Origin of the sequence: Leptospira sp. B5-022, from assembly GCF_000347035.1 — a bacterium.
GTDB lineage: Bacteria > Spirochaetota > Leptospiria > Leptospirales > Leptospiraceae > Leptospira_B > Leptospira_B cinconiae.
This window is the reverse complement of record NZ_ANIJ01000015.1, coordinates 75448-89704: the sequence shown is the minus strand read 5'-3', so window position 1 is coordinate 89704 and position 14257 is coordinate 75448. Positions and strand designations below refer to the sequence as shown.

Below are 14257 nucleotides of genomic sequence, written 5' to 3'. Positions count from 1 at the left end.
TCTATCTAATATCGGGAGAAAATCTTTGCCATTGTTTTCCTTCTTTCCAAACTTGAAATTCTCCGGGTAAAAAGTGGGTCCAAATTTCGTTTTGGGTTAAAGGGCTGGTGGCTAAAACGGTTACTACGTCTTTCGGATTTGTATGCTCTCTAAAATCTATGCTTAAGTCCGCATCTAGGAGCTTGGCTTCTCCGAAGGGGGCGTGTCTTGTGATATAAACTAACTTTGTGGAACAATATGCGTATAAATATTTGGAATCCGAAATCAGGATATTCGAAACTCCCTTTTTTCCGAGTTTAGACAAAAGTTTACGGATTTCTTGGGAGAGTACCGTTTCATTTTTAGGCCTTGTCTTAAACTTCTTTTTCAATTCGGAAAGAACCCAACAAAAAGCATGCTCGCTGTCCGTAGTTCCGACGGGAGCAAAATTTTTTAATGGTTCCTTCTTCACTCCTTTCAATTGCCCGTTATGAGCGAAAGTCCAATAATAACCCCAAAGCTCCCGAACAAAAGGATGTGTATTTTTCAGATCCACCTTACCACGATTCGCTTTTCGGATATGAGAAATGACTAAATTACTTTTGATCGGAAATGTCCGGACGAGCTCCGCCAATTGTGAATCCGCACTTGCCTGAGGATCTTGGAAGACCCTGCAACCCTTGCCTTCATAGAATGCGATCCCCCATCCATCTTTATGGGGTCCCGTTTTCCCGCCTCTTTGGACAAGGCCTGTGAAACTAAAGCAAATATCCGTAGGAACATTGGCACTCATTCCCAAAAGTTCGCACATTCTGGATTTCCTCTGTTATATTAGAATAATCATCGCTAATGCGAATTCTGTTTGTCCAGGACTTTTTCCTAAAAAGAAATGGCGGAACTCTTGCAGAATTCAAGCGGGAACCTCAATTTGATCGGGTGATTCTTCATATCGACACGGAAACCGGCTGGAGAGGAGGAGAAAGGCAACTTTTTCTTCTGGCAGAAGGTTTAAAAAAACACAAAATCCCCCAACTCATCTTATGTAAACCTGGCTCTTCTTTAGAGGCGCGCGCTAACGATGTTGGACTTCCAACAGTTACTCTTCCTTTAAAAGGTGAATGGGACTTCGGTTCCGTAAAGGCTCTACAAGAACTGATCGTTTCCAAAGAGATCAAACTTATACACGCTCATACTGCAAAAGCACATTCAATTGCTTGGATGGCGAAGGCAAAACTCCCTCATGTGAAACTTATAGTTTCCAGAAGAGTGGATTTTAGACTTAGAAAGAATTGGTTCAGCAAACGTAAGTATGTTTCCGACAGAGTGGATCTTTACTTAAGTGTTTCGAATCGTATTCGTGAAATTCTCATCTTGGATGGCATAGATCCGGCGAAAGTAGTGACCGTTTACAGCGGGATCGACCTAGGCGTTTTCAAAAAAACAATGGATATTTCTTATTTAAGAAAGGAATTCAATCTTTCTAAAGAAGAACTAATCATAGGTAATATCGCCGCATTAGTCGATCATAAGGACCAAAAAACGTTACTCAACGCTTTGTCCAAGGTAGAAACGGATAAAAAATTTAAGGTTTTAATCGTAGGCGAAGGAGAACTCAGAAAGGAACTGGAACGTATCGCCTCCGAAAAAAAACTTTCGGATAAGGTGATCTTCACTGGATTCAGGACGGATATCCCCGAACTTCTCTCCTTATTCGATATTTTTACGTTAACTTCCAAAGAAGAAGGACTCGGGACTTCCGTTTTAGACGCAATGGCTTCCGGCTTACCAATCGTGGCAACAAACGGTGGAGGAATTTCGGAAATGCTTGCGGAAGGAAAGGGCGCGCTCATCTCCGAGGTGGGGGATGCGGTCTCTCTCGCTGCTTCTTATAAGACTCTATTAGAAGATCCTAAAATTCGAAAATCTATGGGTACTTTTAATAAGGAATCCGTAAAAAGATTTTCGGTTAAAAACACCATTAAGAAAACCGAATTAGCGTATTATAGTTTATTGGGCGAAGAGATTTATTCCGGTTCGAAAGGAAAATCGGGGGAAGCAGCATGAAAAAATTACTCATCGTAGACGGTCACGCTTTCGCATTTAGGGCGTATTATGCTTTTGCGGCTTCCAATCTGAAAAATTCCAAAACAGGACAACCAAGCGGTGCTGTTTTCGGATTTTTCAGAATGTTATTCAAACTTTTCGAGGATTATTCTCCTACTCATGTCGCTATGACTTTCGATCCTGGCGGACCTTTGGAAAGAGGGGCCACATTCGCGGAATATAAAGCAAATCGTAAGCCTATGCCCGAGGATCTTCGTCCTCAATTGAATGAGATTATGGAGACATTAAAAGTCCTAGGATTTAGGATACTCCGGATCGATAAACATGAGGCGGATGATATTATAGGGACTCTTGCGGAAAATTATAAATCTTCCGCAAAAGAGATCCTGATCTTCTCCGGAGATAAGGACTTATACCAATTATTAGAAAAAAAGAATATAAAAATGCTCCGAGGAAAAAAGGGCGTCACCGAATTTGTGGAAATCGACTCTTCCTGGGTAAAAGAAGAACTAGGTGTGGATGTAAAACAGATCCCCGACTATATGGGGATCGTGGGTGATACTTCGGATAATATTCCCGGCGTTAAAGGTATCGGCGAGAAGGGAGCTTCTAAACTGATCCAAGAATACAAAAACTTGGAAGGGATCTATAAAAATATAGAGAAGATCAAAAACCCGGGATTAAAGAACAAACTGATAGAACATAAAGATAACGCGTTTATGTCCAGACAATTGGCCACAATCAAAAGAGATTTGGATCTGGGCATCAAGGATGACGATCTTAAACTTCCCGATTATGCTTCCGACGAAGGGATACGTTATCTCAAAAACCAAGGTTATAATGTTCTATCTCGAGACCTTGCTAAGTCCGTAGGAAAAGAACCTCCTAAAGACGAACCGGAAGAAGCAGCGACTGGATCTGCAAAAGCTCCTAGTGCTAAAAAAGGAATTTATAAACGAGTAGAAACTGTAGAAGAATTAACCAAACTTGCAAGAGCTTGGAAAAAATCTCCGATCCTTTCCGTGGATACGGAAACCACTTCTCAATACGCGTTTGATGCGGAACTTTTAGGGATTTCTTTATGCAACCAGGAAGGAACCGGTTTTTATATTCCGGTTACTCATACCCAAGAAGGACTATTTACCAATAAGGACCAACTTCTTCCTTTGGATCAGGTGCGAGAGATATTGGGACCCGTATTAGCGGATCCGAATATACCTAAGGTGGGTCAGAACATTAAGTACGATCTGATCGTTTTGCAAAACCATGGATTCGAAGTGGTAAATATCGTTTTTGATACGATGATTGTTGCCTATATTCTCGCGCCGGAAAGCCGCAGATTCAATATGGACGATCTTGCGGAAGATCTTCTGAACTATAAAACGATCACTTATGCCGAACTAGTAGGGACCGGTAAGAACAAAAAAAATCTTTGGGAAGTGGATCTGGATAAGGTCGCCGAATACGCTGCGGAAGACGCCGATATTACTTTAAGATTATATAATGTTCTTCGCAAATCCCTGAAGCAGTCCGGTTTAGAAAGTGTGTTCAAGGATATAGATCTGCCTTTAATCCCTGTTTTAACGGAAATGGAGAAGGCGGGGATCTCCGTGGACGCAAAATATTTTGCGGAACTTTCCAAAGATTTTCAAAGGGAAGTGAAAGACCTGGAAAAAAGTATCTACAAGGCCGCAGGAAAAGAATTTAATATCGCTTCCACTAAAGAACTTCAGAAGATATTATTCGATGAGCTGCAACTCCGAGTGGTCAAAAAGACCCAAACAGGTTATTCCACAGACCATGAAGTCTTGGAAGAATTGTTGGGAGAACATCCGATCATCGAAAAACTTTTGGATTATAGAAAATACACAAAGTTGATCTCTACTTATGTGGATACTCTTCCTAGTATGGCTTCTCCCAAAGACGGAAGAATTCATACCAGTTATAATATGACGATAGCTGCGACGGGAAGACTTTCTTCCACGGATCCGAACTTACAAAACATTCCCATCCGTGAAAAAGAAGGAAGATTGATCCGAAAAGGTTTTGTCTCAGGCCATAAGGATTTCGAGATCTTAAGTTTGGACTATTCTCAGATTGAACTCAGGATCATGGCCCATATTTCTAAAGATCCTGCCATGATGGACGCGTATAAAAAAGGGATCGATATCCATAAAAGGACGGCCGCTGCCATCTACGGAGTTTCAGAGGATCTGGTCACTCCCGAGATGCGGGATAAGGCAAAGGTAGTTAACTTTTCCGTAATATATGGCGTTACACCTTACGGCCTTAGTCGAAACCTCAGGATTTCCAGAGAAGAAGCCAAAAGTTTTATAGATCGATATTTAACCCAGTATCCCGGTGTCCAAAAGTATATGGATGATACGATCGCCTTCTGCGAAGAGAAGGGTTATGTAGAGACCATGAAAGGAAGAAGGAGACCTGTTCCCGATATTACATCCACACATCGCCAAGCAAAAGAAGGCGCCAAAAGGGTTGCGATCAATACTCCTATCCAAGGTACTTGCGCCGACATGATCAAGATCGCAATGATCCAGATCCAGAACGAGATCGAAAAAAGAAAATGGAAGTCCAAACTTCTACTCCAAGTACATGACGAATTAGTATTCGAAGTCTACAAATCGGAGAAGGACGAGTTTCTGAAAGTTTGTAAACATTTGATGGAGAACGCTCTTCCTCTGGACGTTCCGATCAAGGTAGAAGGAAAATTCGGACAAAACTGGGACGAGGCTCATTAATTTTTAGTTGAGTCTTCCGGCTTGCGGCCCTTAAAATTCGGCCGCTTGGGGAGAATTTTATAGTCCGTCCCAAAATTTAGGTTATAAATAAGTATTTGGTCTCGGGCTTCAAGAAGACGGACCAATCGGGACAGGTTCTTATGGAAAACTTTTATTCCAGAAAAAAGTTCCTAAAACTTTTGGCTTTATCCGCCGCAGGTATCAGTCTTTCGGAGAAAATGATTTCTCCATTATTCTCCCAAACGTCCGGAGCTTCTAAAATGTTAAAACGTAAGATCCCAAAAACGGGAGAAGAAATTCCAGCAATCGGTCTAGGTACTTGGCAAACTTTAGATGTGGATCCGGCTCCTTCTTCTTTGGCTCCTTTAAAAGAAGTTTTGTCGGAGTTCCTAGATAAGGGAGGAGGTGTGGTGGATTCCTCTCCCATGTACGGTCGTTCCGAGGAAATTTTCGGGATCTTATCCAAGGATTTTTCGGAGACGGAAAGAAAAAAATTTTTCTTAGCTACCAAAGTTTGGATCCGGGGAGAAGCCGCCGGAAAATCTCAGATCGAAGCATCTTTCAAAAAAATGAAAGCGGATAAGATCGATCTATTCCAAATCCATAATTTACTAGATACCCAAACTCACGTCAAAACTTTAAGGGCTTTAAGAGAAAAAGGGAAGATCCGTTATATAGGTCTGACCCATTTTACGATTTCCGCATTTTCTGAAATGGAACGTATCTCAGAAAAAGAAAAACCGGACTTCTTACAGATACCTTATTCTATCCAAACTAGAGAAGCCGAGAATCGTATCTTACCATTCGCCCAAGAACATGGGATCGCAGTCCTAATCAATCGTCCCTTCGAAGAAGGTGGACTTTTCAGAAATACAAAAGGCAAAACCTTACCGGAGTATTTTAAGGAATGGGATTGTTTTTCTTTCGCGCAGGGCTTCTTAAAATATATCCTTTCTCATCCTGCAGTGACTTGTGCGATCCCCGCGACTTCTAAACTTTCTCATCTTAAAGATAATATGGGTGCGGGACTCGGCAGATTTCCGGAAGGCAAGGAGAGAAAAGTTTTTCTATCCAACCTTTTAGATGCGATGGACTGAAATTTCCTTCGTGTTATAGATTTTACACTTCCCATTCGGAAACTAGGGAGTACAATATTGCCTCTTCTGGAGGAGTCTATGACGGAGCCGCTTTGGAGAACCCATCCCTTGGCCTGGAAGGCAACGGGAGCTTTCTTTGAATGGAAAAAAAGGAAACTATTCTATCGGATCGGTGGAGAAGGAGAAGCGCTTCTTCTTTTACACGGATTTCCCACTTCTTCCTGGGACTGGAAGGATGTATGGGAAACTCTTACACGTCAGTACAAAGTTCTGACCTTAGATTATCTAGGCTTCGGTTTTTCTGAAAAACCGAAAGACGGACATTATTCAATTTTTCAATACGCGGACCAGGTCGAATTTTTCCTGCAAGAGCAAGGAGTTCAAAAAGTACATCTTCTTGCGCACGATTTGGGAGATACTGTAGCCCAGGAATTGGTAGCCAGATTTAGAGAGAAGTTATCCGGACAGAGGATCGGTGGACCCGACTTAAAGTCCGTATTCTTTTTGAATGGGGGGATCTTTCCGGAGACTCATAGACCAAGGGCAGTGCAAAAATTATTAAACGGTCCTTTGGGATTTTTATTCTCTCGCCTAGTGAACAAGACTTCCTTCCAAAAAAGTTTTTCGGAAGTATTCGGTCCGAATACTAAACCTCACCAAGAGGAGTTGGACGGCTTCTGGGAATGTGTGAACAACGGAGGAGGAAAGGCGATCTATCACAAGTTGATAAGATACATGAGAGAAAGAAAAATTTTCAGAGAGAGATGGGTCGGGGCCCTTCTGGATTGTCCGATCCCGTACGCATTAGCGGACGGTTTAGAAGATCCAGTGAGTGGTAAACATGTGGTGGACCGACTCAGAGAGTTGAGACCGGACGCGAACGTGTACGAACTCTCCGGTATCGGACATTATCCGCAAACGGAAGCTCCCGATCAGGTTTTGAAAGCGTACTCTAACTTCAGATCGAAACTTTGATATTTCTCAGATCGTTTGGTGACCGGATTTATTTCCTTGAAAAAAGGAAGAAACCTGCCAGACTGTAAAGAAAGCGAAAGATTCGATGGGTAAGGTTGCATACAATAATCCGCGTTTTTTCGATTTTGTATACGATGATTTTTTATGTGCAGCGGTGGACTCTCACGTTGCTCAATCCGGAGTTCTATTTCATTCACTGACAAAAGAAAGTGTTTGGGAACTTTTCGAGATCACAGGAGTTCTCGCGGAACTCAAAAAACGAGGATACGATTCCTTCCAACTGGATCTTTCCGGAAGCGACGACACTTACCAAAAGCTCACTCTTACCGATCAGAACGAAATTTTAGTCCATCTACGTTTGAGTATCCAAGAATATAGGATCCGTCTCAACGATTACTTCTTCAAAGAAAAATATCTGGTTGTAAATTGGCTCCAGACACGTCATCCGAAACAGGAAGGAAGAGATTCCACTCGTCTGTATCCCGGTCAAGATGTTCCCGGCTTAGGTATTTTTCCGGAGATGTCGGACTTGATCGGATTTCTGATCATCTCTTTAAGATTGAATGGAGCCGTGATCCGTCCCGAATATTTTCACGACGCTGTATTATTCTCCCGTAAATTCCATTTTTTAGAAGCGGACTCTAAGGCTTTGTACCAAGCTTTGAGAACGACCTTCCCGAAACATTCTATACGAGCCATCTCCACGTTATTGCAACATGGAAAGATCATAGATGCCAAACGAGGAGTGATCGAATGGAAACCGATAGAGATGATCTTCTTTTTGGAAAAATCCTTAAATTTTTTCGTATTCAATCGTAAGTTCGAGAAGAAGGTTTCCAAGATACTTTCCACATACAAACTCTCTTTGTTAGAAGGTGCGGAGACAGAGTTGGGACTAAATACTTAGCACTATTTTGAACAAGTGTTACGCGATTATTTTTCGAAGAAAACCGTTTTCTTCTCCCGTCTTATCTATTTATAATATAGGTTTGGCCATTATTCTAATCCGGAGGGTCCGCGATGGAGAAAAGAAAGCAGGTAAGGGTGGTTCCTTTCCCTAAACAACCGGTTCAACTCCAATTGATGGGAAACGGGTTTTTAGATATTCTCATCGCCCAGGACGTCAGCGAAGGAGGGATCGCCGTTCGTGTCCCTCATAAATTTGATGGATGCGATATACATTCCAGCGTGGAAATTTTGGTTTCTCTGCCCGGATACAAGCCGTTTAAAGCATTAGGTAAGATCAAACACTTGAGCGCCTCCAAGGAAGCACAGGGACTTTTCGGGCTTCAATTCACCCAAATCGATCTGAAAGGGAAACAATTCCTCGGTGATTATGTCAAAAAACTTGCATCTCTCCGCAGAATGGCAGGTTAATCGACCAAGTCAGTCATCGGAATTTCTTTCCAGCGTAATCCGACTGTAACCATTTAGGATGATAGATAGAAGCATCCTAACAAGGAAAAGAAGGACGACAATGGGATCAGGAACAGTCCAAAACAAGCAAAAAGTAGAGCGTAAGCTTGAGGTACGGATCGCAGAGAACCAACTCGAGATCGAAAGAACTTTAGCTCTTCGTTATGATGTATTCAATCTGGAGTTGGGAGAAGGTTTACCTCAATCCGCAGCTACACGTAAAGACAGAGACGAATACGATTTATTTTGCGACCATCTTATCGTAGTAGATAAGAACAGAGATGATATGATCGTCGGGACCTATCGTATTCTGCGTAGAAGTGTTGCGAAAGCGAATATCGGATTTTACTCCGACAACGAATTCGATATTACTAAAATTTACGAATTAGAAAGAGAACCTGCAGAGATCGGTCGCAGTTGTGTTCATCCCGAATACAGAGACGGATCCGTGATCTCTCTTCTTTGGGGCGGACTCGCTCAATACATGAAGAAGAACAATATCGGATACCTTTTCGGTTGTGGCTCCGTTCATAGCACAGATGCTCAAGCTGCAAACGATGTGTATGCTTTTCTAAAAGACAAAAAAGCTTTAGCTGGAGAAAATTTCGACGTTAAACCGCTTCCTGGATTCGAGATGGAAGGTTTTGATACGAATTATTCTCCTGAAGATATTAAGGAAGTTTCTAAAAGGATTCCGGCATTGATCAAAGGATATATCAGAGCTGGATCTTTGATCTGCGGAACTCCTGCGTTGGACTCCGTTTTCAAAACTACGGATTTCTTTATCATCTTCGATATTAAAGACATCGAATCCAGATATAGCAAACATTACCTAGAATAGAATTCAAGGAAATCGGGTTTTTTCGTAAGGACGGGTCTCAAAGGAGGCCCGTTTTTATTTTTCCGCCTTATCTGTGCCTAAATATGGGCCGATACACCTTGACCGTTTGGGCTTCTCCTTTTTTTCTATACTAAATTCATTCTAAACAAGCGAAAACCCTTTTGGGTAACTCATGAATCAAATCGATTTCCAACATCCCTCTTTTAAGGACCAGATCCAGTTTTATATACTGGTATTTCTCTCCTTTTTGGTTATGAGTTTGGGGTATTATTTAGGGATCTCTTCTTACATTCTTGGCTGGTTTGCATTCTGCATTTCCGCATTCTCCGTTGCAGGTAACGATGCCGTTCAGACGGTCGGTACATTTATTGAAAGTAAAAAGTCGGTACATTGGTTCCCAAAACTTGCCGCATTGGGCGGAATTCTTTCTTTGGTGTTTGGATATGCTTGGTGGTCCGCAAACGGAGAAGTCCATTTTCATAGACTGGATAATTTTACACCGCCATCTGAGTATAATTTTCTACAATTGATCGCGCCTATCATACTTGTCATCATCACTCGGATGAAATCTCCAATCTCTACTACATTCTTGATCCTAGGTTTATTCGGCGGACAGAATATAGAAAAGATGCTGACCAAATCCTTTTTAGGATACATGATCGCATTTGTAACCGCTTTGGTCGTTTGGGGAATCCTGGTAAAAGTCGATCCGAAAGAATATTATGACGATCATATACCCGATCCAAGGACCGAAAGAAAATGGGCGATCTTGCAATGGTTCTCTACTTTATTTTTATGGGCGGCATGGCTTGCTCAGGACGCTGCCAATATAGTTGTCTATCTTCCTAGACAATTGAATTGGATGGAACTTGCCTGTGCCGTTTCTATCCTGATCGGAGCGCTCGGGATCATATTGTATACCAACGGTGGTACCATCCAAGAGATAGTTACGGAGAAGTCCGATATCCAATGGTCCAAGGCCGCCACTATCGTAGATCTGGTATATGCGAGTATTTTAATATTCTTCCAGAAGATCAACAATATGCCTATGTCCACCACCTGGGTGTTCTTGGGAATGCTTGCGGGAAGAGAGATTATGTTAAATTTCCTTACCTACAGGGACGCTCCTTATTTGGAGACATTCCGCAAAGTAGGTAAGGATGTACTTCTTGCGTCTATCGGGATTGCGGTAAGTATTTTTATATTCTTACTCGCTTCTCAGTTCTATCCGGAAAAGACTTCTTTTATTCCGAAATTCCTAAAATAATTCCAGTTTCATTTCAGCGAAAATTCCCGAATTTGGACCTAACAAAAAATCGGCTTGTGTACGATCGTTTTATACCGCATTTTCTATCCTATAAATGCATGATTTTGCGATAGCCGTACTGTCGATCAGATACGCTTTACAATCCTTTGACCAACGATCAAATTGGTCGTTTTGTTTCAGTTTGTTTAAAGCTTTCTCATACAACATACTGCATAAATATCTTGCAGTAATGATCATTAGATTTTCCGCGACCCTTTCTTTGGTCTGATCCTCTTCGATGGATCTGAATTTAGTTATCGCATCTTCGAATATTTCGGATTGTTCTTTTAGGAATTTAGAAGGCGATCCTATTTCCGCCTTGATCGATTCCAGATATTTTTTGAAATTCCCGTCTCCGGTCATTCCCGCAACAATCGCTCCGACTGCGATCCGAACGTGAATCTGGCTTGTTCCTTCATAGATCGTATTGATCCTTGAATCTCTAAATATTCTAGCCACATCATAATCTTCCGTATAACCGGCTCCACCATGGATTTGGATGGCGAGGCCGGCACATTTATGTCCTTCTTCCGAACAATAGTATTTTGCGATAGGTGTAAGAACGGAGGCAAGATTTCCCCATTTTTTTACTTTTTCGTCTTTTCGGATCTCTCTATCTTCTTTATTCGATTTTTCCAAACGGATCTGGTGATGCTGGTACATATCCACAACTCGAGCCGTTTCAAATGTGAGAAGTCTAGATGCGTTGACTTCTCTCTGGATTTTATTAAGCATTTCGGCAACGGCAGGGATCTCCGCGATCGGTTTTCCGAACTGTTGTCTTTCTTGCGCATATTTTAGAGATTCATAATGTGCTCCGGCTCCGCTTCCTGGGCCGCATGCCGCGCTTCCGAGTCTCATAAAATTTGTCATACCCGTAGTGTATCTGGTGAGACCGAGCCCTTCTTGCCCCAAGAGTTCACCGTAACTATTTTCATACACGATCTCGCAGGTAGGTGATGCGTGAATTCCCATTTTTGTTTCAATTCCAGCAACCGTTACATCCTCGCTTTTTACCAAGAATACGGATAATCCTCTAGCTCCTCCATTTCCTGTTCGAGCTAGAGTTAATAGACTAGAAGGATAGGGACCGAGCCCGCAACCTTGGGATATAAAACGTTTCGTTCCATTTAAGCGGTAATGTCCGTCTTCCATTTTTACGGCGGTGGTTCTGACGTTATTTAGATCGGAGCCGAAATCGGGCTCGGTAAGAGACATTGCAAAAAGAGTTTCACCCGTTGCCGCTTTTGCCGCAAAATTTTCGATTTGTTCTTCCGTTCCGTATCTGGAAACGATCTGCGCTAGATTCAATAGAGCGACAGTCATACAAAAAGAAACATCCGCTCTTGCCATGATCATTCCGTAGAATGCGCTCATGGTTCCAGGTAATCCGAGTCCTCCTGCTTCTCTGGAAATGGAGAAGGGCATGAGTCCTGTTTCACGGAATTTCTCGTATATCGACGTAGTTTCCTCCGGAAAGATCACCGTTCCATTTTCGTAGCGTAGATGGTTTTTATCCATAACGCTCGAAAGTTGAGAGACTTCTTTACCGAAAAATTCTCCCAAGGATTCAAGACTCGATCTGTATAATTCAACGGCCTCTTGGACGTTAGATGGAGCCATTTCGTATCTTGGGTTATTCGTTTTCTTATAAAGTTCGTGATCGAAAAATTCTTCACCTTCCGTTGCCTTTACGATCGAATTCCAATCGATTAAATGTTCGAAGAATAGTTTTAGATCTTCGTCGTCTTTAAAATAATTATTCGCTATCATATTCCCTTCTTATCTATACTATCGCAGAGACTTTGTCTTCTTTTCCAATGTTGTATGCGGCATTCAATCCTTCTAAAAACGCTCTCTCCGCATCGATTCCCTTGGAGTCCTTCGCTCCACCTATTACGAAAATTTGTTTTTGCGGGTGCAAGGATTTGTAGGTCTCATAAAGAGAACTTTCTTTTTCCTGTCCTACACAAAGGATCAGGGAGTCGCAAGGATAAAGGACTTCTTCTCCATTTTTCATAGTGATCTTTAAGCCGTCTTTCGTGATTTCCTTATAGTTGAGGCCTTGAAAGAATTCCACGCCGGAGGCCTCTAATTCCTGTTTGAGAGCCCAAAAAGTAGTAGGTCCTAAGCCCGCCCCATGTTTTCCGCTTCTCCTAAAAATCGCAACATCTCTTTCCGATTTGTGAGGTTGGATAACGGCATTCGTATACGAATCGATATTATATTTTTTTGAATAAGATTCCAAGCTAGGATCGTTTTCTTCGGTCAGTTTATGAGCCACATCGACGCCGATCCCGCCTCCGCCGATCACTGCCACTTTTTTCCCCGCTTTGAATTTCCCGGTCAGATATTCCGTATAATTTCCTGCCGGAAGATTATGAATGCCGGGCAGAGTAAATTCTCTCGGTTTAACGCCTGTCGCAAATATGATCGCATCCGGATCTAATTCTTCAAGTAGCTTTAGATCACAATTCGTATTTAAACGGATATCCACTCCGAGTGCAGGAAGTTCGTTTCTAAAATATCGAAGTGTCTCTTTGAATTCCGATTTGCCGGGAATATTCGAAGCAAGAAGGAACTGTCCTCCGATCTGATCGGATTTTTCAAGAAGTATAACTTTATGACCGAGAGAAGCGCTCGCCCTCGCAGCTTCCAGTCCCCCCGGACCCGATCCGATCACCACAACTTTTTGAACCTTCACATCGGGGCTGATTTCATATTCCAGTTCATTAACAGCTTGGGGATTGACGAGACAGGAAACAGACTTATCTACGAACGCATGATCCAAACAAGATTGATTGCATGCGATACATGTGTTGATCCGATTCGACAGGCCGGTCTGGATTTTTTTTACAATGAACGGATCTGCGAGAAACGGCCTCGCCATAGAAATGATATCAGCCTGATCCTGATCAAAAATTTTTTGCGCTGTGATCGGATCGTTCACTCGGTTGGATGCAATGATAGGAATCCCCGGAGTTTTTTCTTTGATCCGACCCGCAATATTTGCCCAGGCTCCTCGCGGAACCAATTGGCTGATCGTTGGAATTCTTGATTCATGCCATCCGATCCCAATGTTTAATGCGGATACACCTTCTTGCTTCAGTGTTTGCGCGAGATCGCATACTTCTTCGAAAGTCGGGTTGCCTGGAATGAGATCGATCCCTGACATTCTGAAAATGACCGGGAAACCTTCCGGAAGATTTTTTACGACCGCCTTCAGAACTTCGACAGCCATGTTCATTCTCCTTTTGTGATCTCCTCCGAAATGATCGTCTCTTTGATTTGTTACCGGAGAGAAGAATTGATTAATGAGATAACCTTCGCTCCCCATAATTTCCACGGCTCCAAATCCTGTTTCTCTTGCGAGTTTTGCTGCGATCCCAAAATCTTCTACGGTCTTCCAACATTCTTCTTCTGTGAGAGCTTTTGGAACATATCGATTGATTGGAGCACGGAGTGCAGAAGGGCCTACGCAGTTCCTATCAAACGCATAACGTCCCGCGTGGAAAAGTTGTGCACACATAGTTCCGCTTCCGTTTAGAAGATCGTTCATCTTTTGTAGTTCGGATGCGTGTTCTTCGTTTTGTATATTGAAGAAGTGTTTGGATCCTCTTCCTTCTTCATTCACGCTTATTCCGCCGGTCACGATTAGGCCGACACCGCCTTCAAAGCGTTTCCCATAAAATGCCGCCATTCTTTTTGCGGTTTGCGTTTTTCCTTCGAGTCCTAAGTGCATAGATCCCATGATGAACCGATTCGGAAGGATAAAACTTCCTATGTTTATGGGCTGAAACGCTCTTTCCATAATGCCAAC

At 42.5% G+C, this 14257-nt stretch carries 11 protein-coding genes; 8 read left to right on the top strand and 3 right to left on the bottom strand.

The genetic code is table 11. The annotated features are described in order from the left end of the window. Position 1: 1 nt before the first annotated feature. Complete coding sequence (locus LEP1GSC192_RS06150; protein WP_020769097.1) at positions 2–790, bottom strand: class II glutamine amidotransferase; 789 nt, start codon at positions 788–790, stop codon at positions 2–4. Between the two features lie 125 nt (positions 791–915). Here LEP1GSC192_RS06150 and LEP1GSC192_RS06145 point away from each other — a divergent pair, with 125 nt between their 5' ends. From LEP1GSC192_RS06145 to LEP1GSC192_RS06110, 8 genes are all read left to right on the top strand, one after another. After that, entirely contained in the window at positions 916–2043 is a 1128-nt protein-coding gene (locus tag LEP1GSC192_RS06145; protein ID WP_036089294.1) for a glycosyltransferase, read from the top strand. Next, a complete protein-coding gene (gene polA, locus LEP1GSC192_RS06140) occupies positions 2040–4802 on the top strand; it encodes a DNA polymerase I (protein ID WP_020769369.1) in 2763 nt (920 codons plus the stop codon). The genes LEP1GSC192_RS06145 and polA overlap by 4 nt, the downstream gene beginning before the upstream one ends. A 140-nt stretch (positions 4803–4942) precedes the next feature. Beyond that, positions 4943–5899: an aldo/keto reductase gene (locus tag LEP1GSC192_RS06135; RefSeq protein WP_036089205.1), complete on the top strand. Its 957-nt coding sequence runs from the start codon at positions 4943–4945 to the stop codon at positions 5897–5899. A 78-nt stretch (positions 5900–5977) separates the two neighbouring features. Further along, positions 5978–6874 (top strand): alpha/beta fold hydrolase, encoded by an 897-nt coding sequence (locus LEP1GSC192_RS06130; RefSeq protein WP_036089281.1) that lies wholly within the window; start codon positions 5978–5980, stop codon positions 6872–6874. A gap of 85 nt (positions 6875–6959) precedes the next feature. Next, complete coding sequence (locus tag LEP1GSC192_RS06125; protein WP_020769038.1) at positions 6960–7781, top strand: hypothetical protein; 822 nt, start codon at positions 6960–6962, stop codon at positions 7779–7781. A 113-nt stretch (positions 7782–7894) separates the two neighbouring features. Then, on the top strand, positions 7895–8251 hold the full coding sequence (locus LEP1GSC192_RS06120) for a PilZ domain-containing protein (protein ID WP_020769127.1): 357 nt from the start codon (positions 7895–7897) through the stop codon (positions 8249–8251). 100 nt (positions 8252–8351) lie between these two features. After that, positions 8352–9131, top strand: a complete 780-nt coding sequence (locus LEP1GSC192_RS06115; protein ID WP_020769118.1) for a GNAT family N-acetyltransferase — start codon at positions 8352–8354, stop codon at positions 9129–9131. 172 nt (positions 9132–9303) lie between these two features. After that, entirely contained in the window at positions 9304–10398 is a 1095-nt protein-coding gene (locus LEP1GSC192_RS06110; protein WP_020769250.1) for a hypothetical protein, read from the top strand. 69 nt (positions 10399–10467) lie between these two features. Here the strand turns inward: LEP1GSC192_RS06110 and LEP1GSC192_RS06105 are convergent, their stop codons facing one another. Then, the gene (locus LEP1GSC192_RS06105; protein WP_020769063.1) at positions 10468–12210 is read right to left on the bottom strand and encodes an acyl-CoA dehydrogenase family protein; all 1743 of its coding nucleotides are present in this window, start codon (positions 12208–12210) and stop codon (positions 10468–10470) included. A 13-nt stretch (positions 12211–12223) separates the two neighbouring features. Then, positions 12224–14248 carry an FAD-dependent oxidoreductase gene (locus tag LEP1GSC192_RS06100; protein WP_020769147.1) on the bottom strand — a complete coding sequence of 675 codons (2025 nt, stop codon included), beginning with the start codon at positions 14246–14248 and terminating at the stop codon, positions 12224–12226. Between the last annotated feature and the right edge of the window lie 9 nt (positions 14249–14257).